Annotated in this window: 14 protein-coding genes; 10 read left to right on the forward strand and 4 right to left on the reverse strand. The window is 52.4% G+C overall.

Features of this window, described 5'->3' with window-relative positions; all coding sequences use genetic code 11:
* Window positions 1-87 precede the first annotated feature (87 nt).
* Window positions 88-822 carry a metallophosphoesterase family protein gene (locus tag FW415_RS15325; protein WP_148386619.1) on the reverse strand — a complete coding sequence of 245 codons (735 nt, stop codon included), beginning with the start codon at window positions 820-822 and terminating at the stop codon, window positions 88-90.
* Window positions 823-962: 140 nt separating this feature from the next.
* On the opposite strand from FW415_RS15325, the gene FW415_RS15330 reads away from it, so the two are divergent.
* From FW415_RS15330 to FW415_RS15355, 6 genes are all read left to right on the forward strand, one after another.
* Complete coding sequence (locus tag FW415_RS15330; protein WP_148386621.1) at window positions 963-2,600, forward strand: FAD-dependent oxidoreductase; 1,638 nt, start codon at window positions 963-965, stop codon at window positions 2,598-2,600.
* A gap of 131 nt (window positions 2,601-2,731) precedes the next feature.
* Window positions 2,732-5,410: a sugar-binding domain-containing protein gene (locus FW415_RS15335; RefSeq protein ID WP_148386623.1), complete on the forward strand. Its 2,679-nt coding sequence runs from the start codon at window positions 2,732-2,734 to the stop codon at window positions 5,408-5,410.
* Between the two features lie 177 nt (window positions 5,411-5,587).
* Entirely contained in the window at window positions 5,588-5,944 is a 357-nt protein-coding gene (locus tag FW415_RS15340; protein WP_148386625.1) for a hypothetical protein, read from the forward strand.
* Window positions 5,945-6,036: 92 nt separating this feature from the next.
* Window positions 6,037-7,155 (forward strand): efflux RND transporter periplasmic adaptor subunit, encoded by a 1,119-nt coding sequence (locus FW415_RS15345; protein WP_148386628.1) that lies wholly within the window; start codon window positions 6,037-6,039, stop codon window positions 7,153-7,155.
* Between the two features lie 31 nt (window positions 7,156-7,186).
* Window positions 7,187-10,324, forward strand: a complete 3,138-nt coding sequence (locus FW415_RS15350) for an efflux RND transporter permease subunit (protein ID WP_148386631.1) — start codon at window positions 7,187-7,189, stop codon at window positions 10,322-10,324.
* The gene (locus FW415_RS15355) at window positions 10,317-11,723 is read left to right on the forward strand and encodes an efflux transporter outer membrane subunit (protein ID WP_148386634.1); all 1,407 of its coding nucleotides are present in this window, start codon (window positions 10,317-10,319) and stop codon (window positions 11,721-11,723) included. Before FW415_RS15350 ends, FW415_RS15355 begins: the two co-directional genes overlap by 8 nt.
* 108 nt (window positions 11,724-11,831) lie before the next feature.
* Here the strand turns inward: FW415_RS15355 and FW415_RS15360 are convergent, their stop codons facing one another.
* Window positions 11,832-12,545 (reverse strand): Crp/Fnr family transcriptional regulator, encoded by a 714-nt coding sequence (locus FW415_RS15360; protein WP_148386639.1) that lies wholly within the window; start codon window positions 12,543-12,545, stop codon window positions 11,832-11,834.
* A gap of 67 nt (window positions 12,546-12,612) precedes the next feature.
* On the opposite strand from FW415_RS15360, the gene FW415_RS15365 reads away from it, so the two are divergent.
* Window positions 12,613-13,020 (forward strand): hypothetical protein, encoded by a 408-nt coding sequence (locus tag FW415_RS15365; RefSeq protein ID WP_148386643.1) that lies wholly within the window; start codon window positions 12,613-12,615, stop codon window positions 13,018-13,020.
* Complete coding sequence (locus tag FW415_RS15370; protein ID WP_148386646.1) at window positions 13,013-13,600, forward strand: methyltransferase domain-containing protein; 588 nt, start codon at window positions 13,013-13,015, stop codon at window positions 13,598-13,600. The genes FW415_RS15365 and FW415_RS15370 overlap by 8 nt, the downstream gene beginning before the upstream one ends.
* Window positions 13,601-13,605: 5 nt before the next feature.
* Here FW415_RS15370 and FW415_RS15375 read toward each other — a convergent pair whose 3' ends face one another.
* Window positions 13,606-14,949 (reverse strand): sensor histidine kinase KdpD, encoded by a 1,344-nt coding sequence (locus FW415_RS15375; protein ID WP_148386649.1) that lies wholly within the window; start codon window positions 14,947-14,949, stop codon window positions 13,606-13,608.
* A gap of 174 nt (window positions 14,950-15,123) precedes the next feature.
* Between FW415_RS15375 and FW415_RS15380 the strand changes: the two genes are divergently transcribed.
* Window positions 15,124-16,701: a calcineurin-like phosphoesterase family protein gene (locus tag FW415_RS15380; RefSeq protein WP_148386653.1), complete on the forward strand. Its 1,578-nt coding sequence runs from the start codon at window positions 15,124-15,126 to the stop codon at window positions 16,699-16,701.
* A gap of 300 nt (window positions 16,702-17,001) precedes the next feature.
* On the forward strand, window positions 17,002-19,641 hold the full coding sequence (locus tag FW415_RS15385; RefSeq protein ID WP_148386656.1) for an alpha-L-rhamnosidase: 2,640 nt from the start codon (window positions 17,002-17,004) through the stop codon (window positions 19,639-19,641).
* Here FW415_RS15385 and FW415_RS15390 read toward each other — a convergent pair.
* Window positions 19,634-21,181 (reverse strand): hypothetical protein, encoded by a 1,548-nt coding sequence (locus FW415_RS15390; protein WP_148386659.1) that lies wholly within the window; start codon window positions 21,179-21,181, stop codon window positions 19,634-19,636. The genes FW415_RS15385 and FW415_RS15390 overlap by 8 nt on opposite strands.
* Window positions 21,182-21,592: the final 411 nt, after the last annotated feature.

Genomic DNA, 21,592 nt, shown 5'->3' on the forward strand with positions numbered 1-21,592 from the left:
GGCCGCGAAACGCTATTGCGTATCTGGTATGATCGGGACAATAGCTGGTGCATTTTATGGGGTAAAAGGTCTATTTGTTGTCGCTTATCAGCGGTTCCTTCCCGCCTCACCGGGGTAAAGGTGCATGACCACATCACTTTGCCAAAAGTCTTTGGTATCAGCATCCAAGGCTGATATCCGGCCTCTGAAAGCCGCACCGGTATCCACATTCCAGACGTTGCAGGCCTGCATCGGGATATTGACGCCGTAATTGGTGGTAGGCGTATGGCCGATGTAGATCTCGTTGAACAGCAACAATCGTTTTGGATAGATGCTGGCGTCTTTGGGAATGCGCGGGTCCATCACGAGGGCCATTTCCCACAGCGTCCGGTCCCAGGAGAAATTGGTCGTATAGGGTTCGCGGGAGGGGCCGTGCATGGAGGAAAATCCTGCATGGATGAACAGGCGGTTATGCTCATCTACATAATAATTCACCAGGCGGTCAAAGAACCGCAGATGCTCCTTTCTTTTGGAGGCGCTGAGCTGCTCATAACTGTCCACGGTAGCCCGGCCACCATGGAATAGCCATACTTCGTCCTCCAGGCCGCCACGCAACCAGGCCTCGCACCAGGCATCATGATTGCCCCGGATGAAGATACAGTTGTGACGCCGGTCCAGTTCCATCAGGTAAGCAACTACCCCGGCGGATTGCGACCATCCATCCACATAATCTCCCAGAAAGATCAACCGGTCCGCCGCGGTTGGCCTGATGATACCGACAAGTTGTTCCAGCGCCCTGAGTGCACCGTGAATATCTCCAATTACAAATGTCCTGGCTGTCATTTTACACCTGCGCTTTTAAATACGGCTGCATGTTATGAAAATATATCAAAACCTGCAATACATCGCCGGAACGTTATGCGTTCTCTTTCTAAGAAAACTTTTTATATATTTATTCCCTTTTGGAACAACTATTCCACGCTATGAAGAAATTACTCTTTCCTCTATGTTTTCTGATTGCTACGCAAGTACTGGCGCAGCAAAAAATTGATGCCGATGTTGTGATCTATGGTGGTACCTCTGCGGCGGTAACCGCCGCGGTGCAGGCCAAGCAGATGGGCAAGTCTGTTGTGATCGTATCTCCTGACACCCATCTCGGCGGCTTATCCTCCGGAGGCCTCGGTTTTACCGATACAGGCGATAAATCGGTGATCGGCGGACTGGCCCGCGAATTTTACCACCGTGTGTATATGCATTACCAGCAACCCGATGCCTGGCAATGGCAAAAAAAGGAAGAATACGGCAACAAAGGGCAGGGCACTCCGGCTATGGACGGCACGGAACGTACGATGTGGATCTTCGAGCCGCATGTTGCAGAAAAGGTTTTTGAAGACTTTGTAAAGGAGCATAATATCAAAGTGTACCGGGATGAGTGGCTGGACCGGGAGAAGGGTGTTGTCAAGAAAAGAGGGAACATCGTTTCCATCAAAACGCTCAGCAACAAGATCTTTTCCGGAAAGATGTTCATCGATGCCACCTATGAAGGCGATCTGATGGCTGCAGCAGGTGTGAAATACCATGTGGGCCGCGAGGCGAACAGTGTGTACGGAGAGGAATGGAATGGTGCACAGACGGGCATTTTGCATCACGGACATCATTTTAAAACAAACATCAGCCCTTACAAGGTCCCCGGTGATCCCAAAAGCGGACTGCTGCCCAAGGTGTCTGATAAAGACCCGGGCAAACGGGGAGAAGGGGATGACAAGATACAGGCCTATTGCTTCCGCATGTGCCTCACCCGGCATCCGGATAACAGGGTGCCTTTCCCCAAACCCGAAGGGTATGATCCGGCACAGTACGAACTGCTGCTCCGGGTATTCAATTCCGGCTGGCGCGAAACCTTCAACAAGTTCGACCCCATCCCGAACAGAAAGACAGATACCAATAACCACGGCCCTTTCAGTACCGACAATATCGGCATGAACTACGATTATCCCGATGCCTCTTATGTAAGGCGGAAAGAGATCATTGCCGAGCATGAACAATACCAGAAAGGCTGGTTCTACTTCATTGCCAACGATCCCCGCGTACCCGCTGATGTGCAGAACGAGATGAAAAAATGGGGGCTGGCCAAAGATGAGTTCCGGGACAACGGCAACTGGCCTCACCAGCTGTACATCCGCGAAGCCCGTCGCATGATCGGCACGCACGTGATGACCGAGCATGAGACCCTCAGCAAACGCGAAGTACCGCAGTCCGTGGGAATGGGCTCCTACACCCTCGATTCCCACAACGCGCAACGCTACGTAAAACCCGATGGTTTTGTGCAGAATGAAGGAGACATCGGGGTAGACACCAAACAGCCTTACCGTATTTCCTACGGCTCCATCATCCCTAAAAAAGCGGAATGCAGGAACCTGCTGGTACCGGTTTGCGTATCCAGCTCCCATATCGCTTTCGGTTCCATACGGATGGAACCGGTATTCATGATCCTCGGGCAAAGCGCCGCAACCGCCGCTGCATTGGCTATTGATGGTAAAAAAGCCGTGCAGGACCTGGATTACGACATCCTGAAAGCACAACTGCTGAAGGATAAACAAAGACTGGTATCCAATAAATAATATGATGACGACACAGGCCGCCCTCGCGGCGGTCTGTGTCGTTTTATAACAACGCTGCCGAGACTTCGGCTTTTTTAAACCGTTGTATTGCAATCGATTTAAATTTGAAATCAAATTCCGCTGATATCTACATGAAACGTCTACTGGTATTATCTTTTATCGCTTTCAGCGCAGCTTCTTCCGCACAGGTCAAAACCCTGTCGCATCCTTCCGCGCCGGACGCTGTATTCCTGCATTCCTCCCTTGGTCATACCTGGCAAATGCAGCGTTTTGACAAAGTGCCGGAGAACGGCAGCAAGGTATCCACATCCGCATACGCGGCCGGGGACTGGCTCAGGGCCATCGTACCCGGAACGGTACTGAATTCCCTCGTGGCCAATAACGTGTATCCGGACCCCTACATTGGCGATATTAACCGCCGCGAGCGCAAGGTGATCCCCGATATCGCCGATGCGGGACGGGAGTTTTATCACTACTGGTTCCGCACCTCGTTCAGGATACCGGCTACGGTAAAGGGTAAACGCATCTGGCTGAAACTGCACGGCATCAACTACCGCAGCGATATCTGGCTGAACGGAAAGCAGTTGGGCAGCATGGCGGGCATGTTCAACGCCGGGGCTTTTGACATCACCAACATCGCCAAAAGAAACGGGGAGAACATCCTGGCCGTTAATGTTACACCGGTGGATACGCCCGGCCAGAGCGACTATAAGAACAAGCAACGCACCGGCGCCATCGGGGAGAACCGCAACGGCGGGGACGGCCTCATCGGCAGAAACGTGACCATGCTGATGAGTGTGGGCTGGGATTTTACCTTCCCGGACGGTGTGCGCGACAGAAATACCGGCATCTGGCGCGATGTGGAGATCTATTCTACGGACGATGTTGTGCTGGAGCATCCTTTTGTCTACTCCAAACTGCCGTTGCCGGATACCACATCCTCCACCCAGACCATTTCGGTAGAGGTCAGGAATGTATCGGACCAGCCACAGCAGGGTATTGTGAAAGGGGCCATCAAGGGCACAGCGGTATCCTTCCGGCAGCCGGTAAACCTGTCTGCCCATGAAACAAAGACGATTACATTCGAAAATATCGTCATCAAAAACCCGAAACTCTGGTGGCCGCTGAATAAAGGAGAACAACATCTATATACGATGGACCTTTCTTTCGAGCGGCAGGCAAAGGCCATTCACAGCGTTTCCACGAGATTCGGCGTGCGGGAGATCACATCCGACCAGCAGACGCCGGACAAGTCGAGGCGTTTCCTGGTGAACGGCCACCCTGTTTTCATCCGCGGCACCAACTGGATACCGGATGCCATGCTGCGCAATTCGGTAAAGCGCACCCATGCGGAACTGGAATATACCAGACAAGCGGGTCTGAACCTGATCCGTTTCTGGGGCGGTGGCATAGCCGAATCGGATTATTTCTTCGACCGTTGCGATGAACTGGGTTTCCTGGTCTGGAACGAATACTGGATGACCGGGGATACCCGTTATCCGGCGGATAAGGAGTTATACCTGGCCAATATGGCGGCCACGGTGAAGCGCATACGAAACCATGCCTCCCTGGCTTATCACGTATCCTCCAACGAATCCACTGAAATGCCCGGAGCGCCGGAGCTGATACGGTCGCTGGACCCCAGCCGCGGCTACCAGATGCAGTCGGAATGCTGCGGCGTGCACGACGGCAGTCCATATAAATATGAAAACCCCATGCAGTACTTCGAGAACACGGCTTCGCCAAGGGGCAGCCGTGTGGACGGTTTCAATCCGGAATACGGTACGCCCTGCCTGCCGACGGTGGAATCGCTCCGCGAGATGATGCCTGCTAAAGACCTCTGGCCCATCGTGGACAGCGTGTGGAATTATATGGATGGCGGCGGCTTTCACCAGATCACCACAAAATACCGACAGGCGGTGAACGAATTCGGGGAATCATCGTCCATAGAAGAGTTTGCGAAGAAAGCGCAATTCGTGGGCGCAATGAATTACCGCGCCATCTGGGAAGTGTGGAACTATAACAAGTTCGGGTATGGGGACCGTTGGGCATCCGGTTTCCTGTTCTGGTACCATAACAGTCCCGTGAGGCAGACAGGCGGACGGATGTATGACTGGAGCCTGGAGCCCACAGCGGCATTATATTACTCGCAAAACGCGCTCGAGCCGCTGCACGCGCAGTTCGATTATCTGAAGAACACCGTATCTGTGTATAACGATTTCCGGAAAGCCTTCCCGCAATACCGGCTTACCGCTACGGTTTATAATCTGCATGCGGAGATCATATCTTCGAAAGAAGTGAAAGTGGATATCCCGGCGGATGGCACCGTAAAAGATGCCATTACCCTTGATTTTCCGGATAACATTACGCCCGTGCATTTTATTTCGCTGGAACTGAGCGATGCCGGCGGCAAACCTGTAGCCCGGTCTTTCTATTGGCGCTCGAAAGACGCCTATGAAGGCAAATGGACGATGACGGGGCCTGCTACAGCGGGTTTTCAGCAGATCAACGATCTTCCGGCCATACAATTGAAAACTACCGTAAAAGTGGTGAAGGAAGGCGAACTGGAAGTAACGCTCCGCAATCCCACGAAAGTCATGGCTTTTTTCACCCGGCTGAAACTGCAGGATCAGCATGGCAAAAGCATCCGCCCGGCATTTTACACCGATAATTTCTTTTCGCTGACACCCGGGGAAACGAGGACGGTGAAGATCCGGTTCTCGAAAGAAGATGTGCCGGGCAAGGCGTACCGGCTGATAACGGAGGGGTGGAATGTGCAGCCGGAGGTCAGGGAGTTCAAACTGAAGTAGCTGTTTTACAGAACGGGGCTGTAACAGCTTTGGCTACGGTCCCGTTTTTCAGCTTTTGCATAACACTAACATGTCATTCTGTTTCAATTCATTTTGACTTCTACACGCGAAATTTTAATTTTGCGTTTCATGCGTATAAACCGGCAAATATTAAAAAGGTGGGCAATTTGTTCCATTATGCTGACAATTCAGTTGGTCAGCTTTTCCTTGCCGGTACTTTCTGCTCACCGCCAGATGGCTGCAGAGAACGGCCTGTTGTTACCCGGGCAAGAGCAACGCCATGCGGGACATCCTGAAGCGGATGAGAAAGCGGGGCATGAAATACATAAAACCTTCAAGAACCGCCGCAAACAACGGCTGTATATCCCTGCCAATGTACGGCAGTACAGTTTTGAGAACCACGCGGTTTTCCAGTTCTCACAGAATCCCGCGCTAAGCATCTTCATCGCGGAGAACAAGACCGGTGAATACCGCTTCCAGTACGCTTTTTTACCGGCCTATTACTATTTCCTGTTCAGGCTCACACCGTTCTGAGCAAAATTCCCCTTTTTATATGTGACTAGTGTCGGCCGTAAACTACGGCCGCGGAAATTGTTTTGTTGTATTTAAAGACAAATAATATTGTTATGCGCCTGATCAAGTGGATGTATATGACGCTGCCGGCCTTTGTTGTTGCCGGATGTGCTGTTAAAGGAGAGAAGAAGAACGAGAATGAAATCAAGGTCCTGCCGGTTACCCGGCTGATCGAAAAAGATACAATGTTGTACCGGTCGTATGTAGCCAATATACAGGCGGTGCAGAATGTGGAGATCCGGGCGAGAGTGACCGGCTTCCTCGAAAAAATATATGTGGATGAAGGGCAGGAAGTCAGGAAAGGGCAGTTGCTTTTCACGATCAGCGATGCCGAATACAATGCTGAACTGGCGAAGGCCCGGGCCGTGCTGAGCAATGTGATCGCAGAGGCGAAGGCCGCAGAGCTGGAAACCGAACGGGTGAAGTTACTGGTAGACAAAAAAGTGGTGGCGGACTCCGAACTGGATGTAGCAAAGGCAAGGCTGCTGGCGGCACAGGCCAGGATAGACGAAGCCCGCTCTGCGGAAACGAACGCTGCCATGCGTTTGAGCTATACAAAGGTCCGCGCCCCCTTTGACGGGTTTATTGACCGCATACCGCTAAAAAAAGGCAGCCTGATCAATGAAGGCTCGCTCTTCACTACGGTATCGGATACACGCGAGGTATATGCCTATTTCAACGTTTCTGAAACCGAATACCTGCGGTACACCAAATCTCTTGCAAAAGGAGCTGATCATTACAAAAAGGTATTGCTGGAACTGGCGGATGGCACCCGGTACCTTCACACCGGGGAAATAGAGACCATCGAAGGAGAGTTCGAATCCAATACCGGCTCCATTGCCTTCCGGGCCCGTTTCCCCAATCCCGGGAAGCTGCTCAAGCATGGCGCCAGCGGTAAGGTGAAGCTGGCCAGCGAGCTGGATGGCGTAGTCATCATCCCGCAAAAAGCCGTATTTGAAATGCAGGACAAGAATTATGTATTCGTAGTGGATGAGGACAATGCGGTGAAGATGAGGAGCTTCTCCCCGCAAACGCGTTTTGCGCACTTCTACATTGTGGCCTCCGGCCTTAAGCCCGGCGAGCGGGTAGTCTGCGAGGGCGTCCGCAATATCCGCGACGGCATGAAAATAGAACCGCGCGCCATTTCCATGGATAGTTTATTGCGTAACTGATCAAAGGGCTTTACCGGAAAATCACAAGAACATGTTTGACACTTTTATAAAAAGGCCGGTGTTATCACTGGTCATATCTCTTATTATTGTATTGATAGGGCTCCTGGCATTGTTTACCCTGCCGGTGACCCAGTTCCCGGACATTGTGCCGCCATCGGTTACTGTAACGGCACGTTATACCGGCGCCAATGCGGAAGTATGCGCCAAAGCGGTAGCTACGCCACTGGAGCGGGCGATCAACGGCGTGCCGGGCATGACCTATATGTCCTCTGTATCCAGCAATGACGGTATCACCGTTATAACGGTCAATTTCAATGTGGAAACCGATCCTGATCAGGCTGCAGTCAACGTGCAGAACCGGGTGGCTACCATTATCGATGAGTTGCCCGAAGAGGTGATCAAAAGCGGGGTGACTACCGAGAAAGAAGTGAACAGCATGCTCCTTTACCTGAATATCATGAGCGAAGACACTTCGCTGGACGAGCAGTTCATTTACAATTTTGCCGATATCACGGTGTTGCAGGAATTGAAGCGGATTGACGGGGTCGGCCGTGCCGAGATCATGGGCGCCAAGGAATATGCCATGCGCATTTGGTTGAAGCCGGACCGGATGCTGGCCTACAATGTTTCCGCGGATGAGGTCATTGAAGCGATCCGCCGCCAGAACATCGAGGCCGCGCCGGGAAAGACGGGCGAAAGCTCCGGCAAGAACCCGCTGATGCTGCAGTATGTGCTGCGGTATACCGGGAAATTCTTTGAGCCGGAGCAATACCGGCAGATCGTGCTGCGTGCGGGGAACGATGGCGCTGTGCTGCATCTTCGGGATGTGGCCGATGTGGAATTCGGTTCCCTGACCTACAGCATGGTATCCAAAACGGATGGCAAACCATCAGCGTCCATCATGCTGAAACAGCGCCCTGGTTCCAATGCCCGGGATGTGATCAATGCTGTAAAAGCGAAGATGGAGGAGATGAAGGAGGTTTCCTTCCCGCCCGGCATGACCTACAATTTCAATTACGATGTATCACGTTTCCTGGATGCATCCATATCGGAAGTGATCCATACGCTTATTGAAGCCTTTCTGCTGGTGTTCATCGTGGTGTTCATCTTCCTGCAGGATTTCCGGTCCACACTGATCCCCGCGCTGGCCGTTCCGGTAGCACTGATCGGAACACTGGCATTTATGCAGGTGATGGGCTTCTCTATCAATCTGCTTACGCTCTTTGCCCTGGTACTGGCTATCGGCATTGTGGTGGATAACGCCATTGTGGTGGTGGAAGCTGTGCATGTGAAGATGACCGAGGAGCATATGCCTCCGATGCAGGCCACCCTGGCAGCGATGCGGGAGATCAGCGGCGCATTGGTGGCCATTACGCTGGTAATGTCCGCTGTGTTTGTTCCTGTTGCATTTCTATCCGGCCCTGCAGGGGTATTCTACCGTCAGTTCTCCCTCACGCTGGCTGTCGCTATTGTGATATCCGGGATCAATGCGGTTACGCTTACGCCCGCGCTTTGCGCTATCATGCTGAAACACGATGGCGGCAAAAGAAAACGCGGATTGTTACAGCGTTTCTTTAACGGCTTCAACCGCGGCTATAATGCCACGGAAAGAGGGTATGCGAAATTTGTCGGCTTGATCGCCGGCCGGCGGCTGATCACCTTAACGTGTCTCCTTTTCTTTTTCGCCGCTACCTGGGGCATCAGCGCTGTCCTGCCATCCGGTTTTATCCCGACGGAGGATCAGGGCATGATCTACGTAAACGTTACCACACCGCCGGGCGCTACACTGGAACGTACGGAGGACGTGCTGGACCAGGTGGAGGAGATCGCTTCGCAGTTCGGGGAAGTGGAATCTATTTCCACGCTTGCCGGTTACAGCCTGGTAAACGAAGTGGCCGGAGCATCATATGGTATGGCCATGGTAAATCTCAAATCCTGGGACGAACGCGAGGCGGATGTAAATACGATGATCGCCAGGCTGCAAAAGGAAACGCGGGAGATATCAGATGCTTCGATCGAGTTCTTTCCGCCGCCAACGGTACCGGGTTTCGGCAATTCCAGCGGCTTTGAGCTGCGGTTGCTGGACCGGAGCGGCAGCGGAGACCTTGTACAGACGGCCCGCATCACCAACCAGTTCATTGAAGCATTGAACGACCGCCCGGAGGTCAGCGGCGCTTTCACCAGTTTCGATGCGGAGTTCCCGCAATACCTGATCCATGTGGACCAGGCGATGGCGGCCAAGAAGGGGGTAAGCATAGAAAATGCCATGCGTAACCTGCAGACCCTGCTGGGCAGCTATTACGCTTCCAATTTTATCCGCTTCGGGCAGATGTATAAAGTCATGGTACAGGCCCTGCCGCAATACCGTACGAAACCGGAGGACTTGCTGCTGCTGCATGTGAAGAATGATCAGGGAGAGATGGTGTCTTATGCCGACTTCATCCAGCTGGAGCGGGTGTATGGTCCCGAGCAGCTCACCCGTTACAATATGTACACAGCGGCCATGATCAATGGCGATGCTTCGCCGGGCTACAGCAGCGGGGATGCGATCCGCGCGGTAGAAGAGGTGGCGGAAAAAGAGCTGCCCCGCGGCTTTTCCTATGAGTGGAGCGGGATGACGCGGGAGCAGATCGCATCAGGGAATCAGGCCATTTTCATCTTCGGTATCTGCCTGTTATTTGTTTACCTGTTGCTGGCGGCGCAGTATGAAAGCCTGCTGTTGCCCTTGCCGGTGATCCTGTCGTTGCCGGCCGGGATCTTCGGGGCTTTCCTGTCTTTGAAGCTGCTGGGACTTGAAAACAACATCTATGCGCAGGTGGCGCTGGTTATGCTGATCGGTTTGCTTGGCAAAAATGCCATCCTGATCGTGGAATTTGCGATCCTCCGGAATACGCAGGGGGCATCGGTGCTGAAGGCTGCAAGGGAAGGGGCGGTGTCCAGATTACGGCCGATCCTCATGACCTCATTTGCCTTTATTGCCGGTTTGATCCCTCTTTGCCTGGCCAGTGGAGCGGGTGCGCTGGGGAATCGTTCCATCGGTACCGCCGCCGCGGGAGGCATGTTCATCGGCACGCTTTTCGGCGTACTGGTGATCCCGGGGCTGTATGTGCTGTTTGCATCGATGACGAGGAAGAAGAATGTTGAATTTAAAGCCTACACGAATGAATAATATACGTACAGGGATATTGACCCTGATGATCGCCGGACTCAGCGCGTGCAGCCTGCCCCGGCCGCTGACACTGCCGGACACAACAGCTTTGCCGCAGCCGGAAGGAGACACATTATCGCTTTCAGGCTTTGAGCAGATATTCAGCGATCCGCACCTTCGGGCATTGATAGATACCGCTTTGCGGCGCAATAATGACCTGCTGTCGGCCGCTCAACGTATAGCCGCGGCGGAGGCGAACCTGCTGGGGGCCAAAAGCGCCTGGCAGCCTTCGGTAGATCTGGCGGTTTCAGCAGGTGTGGAGCGATATGGTGATTATACGATGAATGGGGTAGGTAATTTTGATACCAACCTTTCTCCGAATATTGACAAGGACCAGCGTATCCCGGACAAGGTGCCTGATTATTTCATCGGCCTCAGAAGCTCCTGGGAGATCGATCTGTGGGGCAAGCTGAAAAGCCGGAAAAAGGCCGCGTACAGCCGCTTTCTTGCCTCCCGTGAAGGGCAGCGCCTGCTGAGAACGCAGGTTGTGGCCGGCATTGCGGGAATGTATTACGAGCTGGTAGCGTTGGACCAGGAACTGGCCATTATCCGGCGTAACATCACGCTCCAGGAAAGTGCGGTAGCCACGGTGAATATCCAGAAAGCGGGGGGAAGGGCTACCGAGCTGGCGGTGCAGCAGTTCACCGCCCAATTGCTGAGCACACAGGGGCTGGCCTTTCATGTAAAGCAGGAGATCGCCCGGCTGGAAAACCAGCTGAATGCACTGATCGGCCGTTTGCCGGTGCCCATCACCCGCCGCGTTACAGCTGTATTGCCCGATATCGTGAACAAAGGGATACCGGCAGGCCTGCTGTTACAGCGGCCGGATGTGCTGCAGGCGGAGCTGGAGCTCCGTGCGGGGCAGGCGGATATAGACGCGGCAAGGGCTGCTTTTCTGCCCTCCCTTACGTTGACGCCATATGCTGGTTTCAACGCCTTCAAAGCAGGCCTGCTGTTCAGGACGCCGGCCTCTATGGCATGGGGCGTTGCGGGCGGCCTTACTGCTCCCGTCTTCAACAAAAGGCAACTGAAGGCACAGTTCAATATCTCTTCAGCGGCCACCATGTCCGCTTTCTATGCTTACCGGCAGGCCATTGTGAATGGGTACCAGGAGATCGCAACGGCGCTGGCAGGTGTTGAGAACCAGCAGCAGGCTTACCGGCTGAAAAGCAAGGAAGTAGCGGTTTTGCAAGGCGCTGTGTCTACCGCCAATACACTATTCTCTACCGGGTATGCATCCTATCTGGAAGTGATCACGGCGCAGAAAAGCGTGCTGGAGGCCGAGCTGGCGCTGATCACCTCCAGGAGAGAGGTGTACCAGGGGTTGGTGTCGCTGTACCGTGCACTAGGGGGAAGCTGATTCCCGAACGCAAAGGCGATTGTAACATCCGGGGCATGTGGTGGCGTGGCGCTGGTCAGCGGGCGCCGTGGCCCATCAGGCGGCTGTTGACCAGTTATCCGGCAGTTTTCACCGGTTGCCGTAATTGGAGATGCTGATCAGCTGTTTTACATCCCGGATGAAGATCTGCCGGCCGGAGGTATAGAGGATGCCGGCCAGTTTGAACTCTTTCAGGAACCGTACTACATTTTCCTTGGCGGTGCCTACAATGTTCGCCAGATCGTCCCGGGAGATATTGATGCTGGTTTCTTCCGCCGGAACGCCGGGTTCCTTGTACTTTTCCCGCAGCACGATCAGGGCAATGGCGAGGCGCTCCCTGACGGAACGGTGTGCAAATACGGAAATGCTGTTGGACAGCACGGCAAATTCATGGCTGAGGGTCTGTAACAGCCGTCTGGAAAGGAGAGCGGATTGCTGCAGGGTTAACAGGAAGTCCGCTTTAGGGATAAAAGCGATCAGGCTGTCTTCCAGCGCCACCGCAGAGTCCGGGTACCGTTCTTCGGCCAGAATGGCATGATAGCCCAGCAATTCCCCGGCATTGGCCACATAAATGATCTGTTCCCGGCCTTCGCGGTCTGCCTTGAATTTTTTGACTTTGCCTTCCCGGACAAAGTAAATGCCCTCAGGTACAGCACCCTCGCGGAAAAGCACACTGCCTTTCGTATATGGTTGTTCTGTCATGTGTTTCCGCAACTGCGCGGATTCTGCTTCCGGCAGGTTGGTGAAAATGGATTGTGATTTGAAGTTCCACTTGTCGATCGGGAACAGTCCGGCAAGGCTCATGGGCGATAGTAATGGGAAATTGATATTTTTCAATGCTTGTTAAGCAGCATAAAGTTACCTTTGCGTCATGAATATATCAACAAATATAAGACCACGCATACATTTTACGAAAGATCATGAGTGGGTAGACTTTAATGGTACCGTTGGTTTTGTTGGGGTTTCCGCTTTCAAATTATCAGGCGTACGGAAGATCGACCGGATTACCTGGGCCCGTCATAAAGGCACTTTTGAGCGTGGCGCCCTTGTGGCCAGCATCATTTCCGGCGACCGGGAGATACTGGTGCATGCTCCGGTAACCTGCAAACTCCTTGGCCCGAACGCCAAACTGCAGGAGAACCCCGACCTTGTTATCAAGAGCCCGGAAGATCAGGGATGGATATTCTTCATCACGCCGCTGAAATTCCAGGATAAAAGCATGGAAGAGCTGTTGCAGCCCGATGATTACAAAAAGATAATCCGGAAGAAAAATGTATAATCCGCGTATCAAGAGCCTGACGGATACACTATTTGACCTTTATTACCCTGAACACATCCAGCGCCTGTCCCGCCGCCACTGGTCCCCGGTGGTGATCGCGGAAAAAGCAGCCGCCTTCCTTGCGGATGGGCAGGGGAACAGGATACTGGATATCGGCAGCGGCGTCGGGAAGTTCTGCATCGCCGGGGCACAGTTGTTCCCCGAAGTGCAGTTCCACGGCGTGGAACAAAGAGAAAGCCTCTACAACTATGCCGTGAATGCGAAAAAGAGCATCGGCCTGCCAAACGTACATTTCATTCACGATAATTTTACGCATATCGATCTGGATGCGTACGATAATTTCTATTTCTACAATTCCTTTTTCGAGAACATCGATCAGCAGGATCGTATCGATCATGAGATCGCCTATTCCGCTTCACTCTATACCTATTATTCCCGGTATCTCTATATGGCGCTGGATAAAAGGCCGCGCGGCACAAGGCTGGTGACTTTTCACAGCCTGGAAGATGAGGTGCCGCCTTCTTACCGGATGGTGCATCGTTCAGATGACCTTGTACTGAAAATGTGGATCAAACAATAAACGTATTACGGGATCTGGCCCTTGTCCGGTTGCGCCGCAGGCAAGGCTATATAAAAGGTGGTGCCTGCGCCGGCAATACTGTCGAACCAGATGCGGCCCTGTTGTAATTCGATGCATTGTTTGCAGAGGAACAGCCCTACACCTGTGCCTTTTTCGTTGGCGGTACCATACCGCGCATGCTGGCTCAGGGCCTGAAACTGCCCGGCATGCAGGGATTCCGGTATCCCTATACCATTATCTCTTACCAGGATGCACCCCTCTTCATTGTTCCTGTAGGCCTTTACTTCCACCAGCCCGCCTGGCTGCGTGAATTTTATAGCATTGCCTACCAGGTTGCGCATGACCAGCTGCAACAGGTTGGTATCGGCCATTACGTATAACTCCGGGTCGATATGCTGCTCCAGCCGGATCGATTTCCTGTCCGCAATGACCATTTGTTGCATTATTTCCTTTTCCACGATCCCGCGTACCTGCACCGGGCCAAGCCGCGTCTGTTCTCCTTCCATCTGCGCTCTTGACCAGGAGAGCAGATTGGTCAGCAGGTCGCTTGTATGCCGGGAGAGGGTTAGCAGCCTTTCTTCCAGCACCCGCCTTTCCTGCTCGCCAAAACTGTATTGTTCCATCATCTGCATATAACTGATAATGGAATCCAGCGGTTTCTTCAGGTCATGCGAGATGATGGAGAATATCCTGTCCTTTTCCCGGTGCATCTCTTCCAGTTCCCTGTTCTTGATGATCAGGGCATCCGTAATACGGTTAGCCTTCGCTTTTTCCCGCTGGTAGATGTTCTGCAGGTATTTTGTGAGCAGCAGTACCAGTAAAAGACAGATAATGTATGTGGAGACGATATCCATGAACCGGTGCCGTGGCGATGTATAAGGATCATAGACAATGCCCGGGTGGAAATATTCAATATACAGCATTGCTGCGCCTGTCAAGGCATGCAGCGCCAGCCATAAAAGATGCTGCCGTTTAGGCGTAAACGTGACCAGGAGCATCAGGGTCAGAAAGAACAGGTACAATGCAGGCCCGTTGCTGCCGGAGTTGAAGAAATATGTGAAGATCAGGGTGAGGTAACTGATGGCGGCGTAGATATTCATGCCTATTGCCATCCGGCCACGGAAGCGGGAGAGATAGTACAATATAACCTGGAAGATGATCAGCAGGGTTATCAGCAGGGCCATATGATACAGGCGGAGAAAAAGATTGAACGGCAGCAGGGCTGTCAGTACGATCAGCGTAAATACACTGATGGCGTTGAATGCCCGGTGCTCTTCATCCGGAAAATCCTTTTCATTGCCGATGAGTTTGAGCCATACTGGATGTTGAAACAGTTTTTGAAAGATCATTGACAGGTATCTCTCCTTGATTTAGGTATAACGATTAATTATAAATTGTTGCAAATTTAAGCATTACGGCTTAATCTTTCCTGTAACGGTGTTTTAAACTTAATATTTTATTAATTCCATTGCTGGCCTGAACCTGCTAATTTTGGGCATCGAACTTTAAAAATTATCCGGTAAATGAAAAGACTCTCGCTGCTCGCATGCCTGCTCATCATTACGATGGCTGCTATGTCGCAAGGCATGGTAAAAGGTTATGTGTATGAAGACAGGAATGCCAATGGCAAAAAGGACAGGAAGGAAAAAGGTATCCAGGGCGTATCGGTATCCAATGGAACGGATGTGGCACAGACGGACAGCAAGGGGCAATACACCCTGCCTTTGGGGAATGACAACATCCTGTTCGTGATAAAACCCTCCGGCTACAAAACGCCGGTTGACCAGAACAATCTCCCCGCATTCTATTACATTCATAAGCCGCAAGGCTCCCCGGCGCTGGAATTCAAGGGCTCGGCCGCAACCGGTCCGCTGCCGGCTTCAGTAGATTTCGGACTGACGCCCTATCAGGAGGAAGAGAACTTCACTGCCCTGATCTTCGGTGATCCCCAGGCCTACAACCTTGCTGAAATGGATTATTTCTACCGAGGTGTGGTGAAAGAAGTAGAAGGCAAGCAGGGCGTAAGCTTCGGGCTCAGCCTGGGAGATCTCGTAGGGAATGACCTCTCACTGTTCAATCCCTATATTGACGCATTGAAAAAGATCGGTATTCCCTGGTATAACCTGATGGGCAATCATGATATGAACTTCGACGCCAAAACGGATTCCCTCTCCGATGAAACCTACGAAGCGCATTTCGGCCCCGCCAACTACGCATTCAACCAGGGCCAGGTCCATTTTATCGTGCTGGATGATATCCTTTATCCGGACCCCCGCGATGAAAAGGGTTATTGGGGTGGCCTTCGCCCGGATCAGCTGGCATTCGTAGCCAACGACCTGAAATTTGTGCCGAAAGACAAACTCATTGTACTGGCATTTCATATCCCCATCTGGGAAGAAGGCGACTCCTTCCGTGATGAGGACCGCCAGCAGTTATTTGATCTCCTGAAAGATTATCCCTATACCTTGAACCTCTCTGCCCACACGCACATCCAGAACCAGCGTTTCTTTACCGATGCGCAGGGCTGGAAAGGAGCGAAGCCGCATCATGAATACAATGCCGGCACCACCTCCGGTGACTGGTATTCCGGTGAGCTGAATGAACAGGGCGTTCCTGTTTCCACGATGCGGGACGGTACGCCGAAAGGTTACGCCTACCTCCGTTTTACCGGCAACCAGTACGTGATCGATTACAAAGTGGCCGGTAAACCGGCGGATTACCAGATAGAGATCTATGTACCGAAAGTAGTGCCCGCGCAGAAGCGCACATCCGCACTTATCTACGCCAATTTCTTCATGGGCAGTCACCATGACACACTGGAATATCGCATAGATAATGGTAAATGGAAGATGATGAATTTCCAGGAAGCTTTCGATCCTGCCTACCTGAACCTGCTGAACAAGTGGGATCAGGCGGAAGAGCTGATGCCGGGCCGCCGCCCCGGTAATCCTTCCGAAAGTACGCACCTGTGGACAGGGAATATCCCTGCCAATCTGAAAGCGGGAGAACATGTGATTGAAGTGCGTGTGAAGGATCGTTATGGCAGAACGTTTTCACAAAAGAAAACGATCCGTGCAGCAATATCTCAACAAGCCAGATAAACTTCAGAGATTTCAAGACAGCTGACGGGGCCGGTTCTTTAACCGGCCTTTTTTATGGCCCGAGGGCCGCCTGATCTGCTCCATTCCATCCAGGTAAAGGTGAAGGCGTTTTATTTTATTGCGCATCACTTATGCTTGTTTCAGATAAACGCCGCGTTCTCCTGACCCCTGATCCTCTCATCAGCTTATATCCGCTTTCATCCACATTCACCATCCTGCACCGTCCTGCCCGGCGGTGATTTTTTGCATTTCGTGTTTTTAGATTCCCTATTTTACAAGCCATAACTCAATCGATTTAGCATGAAGTTGATCAGCGCATTCCTGGTGATGTACGTATGGATATCTCTGCCTTCGGCCATCGCCGCAACACCCGGCGCTCCCGCCGGCCTGAAATGTGAATACCTCGAAAGGCCGCTGGGCATCGATGCCAGGCATCCGCGTTTTACCTGGTATATCGCGGATGATCGTCCGGGTGCAAAGCAAACCGCTTACCAGTTATTCGTTTCCGTGGATTCATCTGCGCTGGACAAGGGCTGGAAATCTCCCAGGTCCGCATCCCAAAATAACATCGCCGTGTACCAGGGACCTGCGCTCCAGCCGTTCACCAGGTATTACTGGCGGGTGGATGTATGGGACAAGGATGGAAAAAAACATTCCGCTGCGTCCAGCTTCGAGACCGGCATGATGGAAATAGACAACTGGAAAGGAGCGTGGGTAAGCGATCTGAATGATGTGCATGCGAAGCCTGCCGGGCTTTTTCGCAAAGTGTTCCGCGCCGGAAAAAAGATCAGCAGCGCGCGGGCATACATTGCCGTTGGCGGGCTGTATGAGTTGTATATCAATGGCGACAGGATAGGTAATCACCGGCTGGACCCGATGTACACCCGCTTCGATCGCCGTACGCTGTACGTGACCTATGATGTGACCAGCCAGCTCAAACAGGGCGCTAACGCCATTGGCGTGATGCTCGGCAACGGATGGTACAATCACCAGTCTACCGCCGTATGGTATTTCGATAAAGCGCCCTGGCGCGCAAGGCCCACCTTCTGCCTCGATCTCCGCGTCACTTATGCAGATGGCTCCGTGGAAACCATCACCACCGGAAAGGATTGGAAAACAGCTCTCGGGCCAGTGATCTTCAACAGCATATACACCGCGGAACATTATGATGCCCGCCTGGAGCAACCGGGATGGAACACCGTAAGGTTCGATGACGGCAAATGGAAGAATGTGCTGCTGCGCGCCGCGCCTTCCACCAACATCGTAGCGCAGGCCATGCATCCCGTGGAGAACGTGGAAGCCATCCGCGTGAAGACGGTCAATAAATTCAGCGATTCATTGTATGTATTCGACCTGGGCCGGAACATCTCCGGGGTGAGCAAACTCACCGTGCGCGGAGATTCCGGCACCGTGATCCGTCTCGTACATGCGGAACAGTTACACAAGAACGGCCGTGCCGATCTTTCCAATATCGATGTGCATTACCGCCCCACGGATGATAAAGATCCTTTTCAGACGGATATTTTCATCCTCAGCGGAAATGGTGAGGAAACGTTCATGCCCCGGTTCAACTACAAGGGCTTTCAGTATGTGGAAGTGGTCAGCAGCAAGCCTGTGCAGCTGAAGAAAGAAAGCCTGACCGGGTATTTCATGCATAGCGCGGTACCGCCGGTGGGCAGGATCAGTTCTTCCAATCCGGTGATCGACAAGATATGGACCGCCACCAATAATGCATACCTCTCTAACCTCTTCGGCTATCCGACGGATTGCCCCCAACGCGAAAAGAACGGTTGGACCGGGGATGGGCAGATTGCCGTGGAGACCGGGCTTTACAGTTTCGATGGTATTACCGTGTACGAAAAATGGCTGGCGGACCATCGTGACGAGCAACAGCCCAATGGCGTACTGCCCTCTATCATTCCCACCGGTGGCTGGGGCTACGAATGGGGCAACGGGCCGGACTGGACCAGTACCATCGCCATCATCCCCTGGAATATCTATCTTTTTTACGGAGACACCAGCCTGCTGGCTGCCTGTTATGATAACATCAAAAGGTATGTGGACCATATCGATGATCTGTATCCCTCCGGCCTCACCAGCTGGGGGCTGGGAGACTGGGTGCCGGTGAAATCCAAATCCCCTGTGGAGTTCACGTCAACCGCGTACTATTATACAGACGCCACTATCCTGGCAAAAACAGCGAAGCTGCTGGGTAAAACTGACGACTATACGAAGTATAACGCATTGGCGCAAAAGATCCGCAAGGCGTTTAACGACAAATACCTCGATCCGCAAACAGGCATCTACAGCAAGGGGCTGCAGACGGAGCTGAGCGTAGCGCTTTTCTGGGGGCTGGTGCCGGAAAACATGAAAGCCACGGTAGCCGCAAACCTGGCAAAAAGGGTAGAGCAGGACAATTTTCACCTGGATGTAGGCCTGCTGGGCACAAAGGCGATCCTGAACGCACTCAGCGAGAACGGTTATGCCGATGTAGCTTACAGGGTAGCCAGCCAGGAAGATTTCCCATCCTGGGGCTGGTGGATCGTCAACGGGGCTACAACGCTGTATGAGAACTGGGACATTACCGCTACCCGCGATATGTCCCGCAATCACATCATGTTCGGGGAGATCGGCGCCTGGCTCTACAAAGGCCTGGGTGGTATTCACCCTGACGAAGCGCAACCCGGTTTCCGCAATGTGATCCTGGAGCCGCATTTTGTTGCGGGGCTGGACCACTTTGAAGCGGAGCACACCGGTCCGAACGGCAAGATCATTACCTCCTGGAAGAAGCGGGGTAACGCTATAGACTACACGATAACGATTCCGGCCAACTCAACTGCCACCGTACGCTTCGATGTGCCGAACGCTTACCTCAAAGGAAAGCTGGCAGGGAAGGAAGTGAAAGTAGCGGCAGGGACGCATGTTTTCGAGATCAGGTAGCACCACCGCCATGGGCTTGCTGGTACTTCTCCTGGAGTATCTCCCGCAGCGGCAGTTTTTTCAGCTTCGCCTCGATCCATGCAGAGAAATCGAACAGCTTCATCAGCTGCATTTCGTAGCGTGATTCCCGGATCTTGTCGAACTCCTGGCTGATCTTTTTCCACATTGCCATACGGTTGGCCATCACGGTAGACAGCTCTCCCTGCCGCAGAAAACGGATCACCGTTTTTTCCAGCAGGTGGGAGCGTTTGCTGTCTGCCTGCAGATGCCGGCGAAAGGCCCTGGTCTCGTACCGGATGTATTCGAAGTTGCTCATTTCGTAGTGAAGCAACAGGTGAATGAGTTTGAACGTACGGAAAATGGGCAGATGGCTGTAAGTGCCGGTATGCTGCAGCACCTGCTCCAGGGCCGCATAGGCGCTGTTGGAATCTTCATTGCCCAGATGCACAAGCGCCAGGTAAAGATGTATCTCCGCCTGTTTGCCGCTGTCCAGCAAATGCATATTACCGAATAACACCTGACCGTAATCCGGCTGCAACGCCAGCGCATGCCCGAAATCCCCTCGATCGATATAACTGGCCGTTTCGTAAATGAACAACAGGCGGTGGACCATTACTTCTATGTAAAGCGCCTCGCTTTTGAAGTGGCGGATCTTATCCAGGAAAAGATGCAGTTCCTCATACCGTCCTGTGGATCGCAAGCTATCCAGTATCCCTTCTATGACATACAGATGCTCTGCCGGTGTATCGGCCCATATCTCTTCATGGGTTTCCAGCAGATGGTTCAATTCATGAAATGTTTTTAACGCCTCATGGTAGTTGCCGGTGATCAGGAAATAGTTGGCCTGGAACAGCAGGTGCGTCTTGATGCTTTCCTGTGTTTCCGGCGGCATTTTGGCGACCAGGTCCAGCTCATGCAGCAGCAGATCATTCAGCGCCTCTTTTTGCTCTGCCGTGCGTACCGTGCCTTTGTGCAGCAGGCGGTACCGGAGCAGTTCGTAGAGATTGTGATGCTGGTGATTATGCCGGATGGAACCGATCACTGCGTTGATCGCCGATTGTTTTGCCAGCAGGTCCTTTTCGCTGATCTCTGCGAAATCCAGCATGTGCAGCGCCTGCATCTCCAGTTGCATGGCGGACAGCAGGAGCAGGTGTTTTTCACTGCGCGAAGCTGCCTGACGGATGCGTTGCAGTTCATGTTGCGCTTTTTCATGCAGCGATCGTTCAAAAAGTATCTCCGTTTTGATCAGGCTTCCTGCCAGGTTTGCATGCCTGTTGCTTTGCAGGCGAAGATGAAGCAGGCAATCCATGATCACCTTGTAAAGATATTTGCTGCAGACCTCGTAGTTCGCTGCCGGATGAGCGCGGGAAAATGCCTCCCGCGCTGCCGAAGCATGAGGGAAAATATTGCTCTCCAGCAGATCGAATAATTTGACATAATCTTTGCCGCCCTGCTGCAGCGATGAAAACAGTCTGAAATATCGTTTCTCAGCTTTGCTAAGGGTGTGTACAAGCCTGATAAGCGTATCAGCTTTCGCCATAAGGGTAATCGGATGTAATTGATCAATAAAGCGTCAAATAAACGAATTATATGGCCGGTGAACGCTCGTTCCTGTTATCTGCATTTTTCTGGGATTATCCGTTTTGTCTCGATTTGCATGCATCATGATACTTGTTTTAGCGCTATTTAGGTGTTGATCTCGGTGTTGGGTTTATCTATTTACTGGTAAAAATGGTAAAAATATTACCGCCAGTCTCTCTATATTTGGTTTAATAAATGTACAAAATACGTTCAACCAAAGATCAGAAACCCAGAGTAAATGTAAAGCCGCACGCATGTAACACGTTATGTTTCTGAAATCACTTGACAAAATGATGGACTGATAAAATTCCCAAATTCTTAAAAACGATAGTATGCGAAACACTATGAAAGATCCCGCTAAACTGTAAGC

The sequence above is a fragment of the Chitinophaga sp. XS-30 genome, from assembly GCF_008086345.1.
Classification (GTDB): Bacteria; Bacteroidota; Bacteroidia; order Chitinophagales; family Chitinophagaceae; genus Chitinophaga.

Coding starts and splice junctions, on each gene's coding strand:
- FW415_RS15325 (WP_148386619.1), bottom strand. CDS start 822: ATGACAGCCAGGACATTTGTAATTGGAGATATTCACGGTGCACTCAGG.
- FW415_RS15330 (WP_148386621.1), top strand. CDS start 963: ATGAAGAAATTACTCTTTCCTCTATGTTTTCTGATTGCTACGCAAGTA.
- FW415_RS15335 (WP_148386623.1), top strand. CDS start 2,732: ATGAAACGTCTACTGGTATTATCTTTTATCGCTTTCAGCGCAGCTTCT.
- FW415_RS15340 (WP_148386625.1), top strand. CDS start 5,588: ATGCTGACAATTCAGTTGGTCAGCTTTTCCTTGCCGGTACTTTCTGCT.
- FW415_RS15345 (WP_148386628.1), top strand. CDS start 6,037: ATGCGCCTGATCAAGTGGATGTATATGACGCTGCCGGCCTTTGTTGTT.
- FW415_RS15350 (WP_148386631.1), top strand. CDS start 7,187: ATGTTTGACACTTTTATAAAAAGGCCGGTGTTATCACTGGTCATATCT.
- FW415_RS15355 (WP_148386634.1), top strand. CDS start 10,317: ATGAATAATATACGTACAGGGATATTGACCCTGATGATCGCCGGACTC.
- FW415_RS15360 (WP_148386639.1), bottom strand. CDS start 12,545: ATGAGCCTTGCCGGACTGTTCCCGATCGACAAGTGGAACTTCAAATCA.
- FW415_RS15365 (WP_148386643.1), top strand. CDS start 12,613: ATGAATATATCAACAAATATAAGACCACGCATACATTTTACGAAAGAT.
- FW415_RS15370 (WP_148386646.1), top strand. CDS start 13,013: ATGTATAATCCGCGTATCAAGAGCCTGACGGATACACTATTTGACCTT.
- FW415_RS15375 (WP_148386649.1), bottom strand. CDS start 14,949: ATGATCTTTCAAAAACTGTTTCAACATCCAGTATGGCTCAAACTCATC.
- FW415_RS15380 (WP_148386653.1), top strand. CDS start 15,124: ATGAAAAGACTCTCGCTGCTCGCATGCCTGCTCATCATTACGATGGCT.
- FW415_RS15385 (WP_148386656.1), top strand. CDS start 17,002: ATGAAGTTGATCAGCGCATTCCTGGTGATGTACGTATGGATATCTCTG.
- FW415_RS15390 (WP_148386659.1), bottom strand. CDS start 21,181: ATGGCGAAAGCTGATACGCTTATCAGGCTTGTACACACCCTTAGCAAA.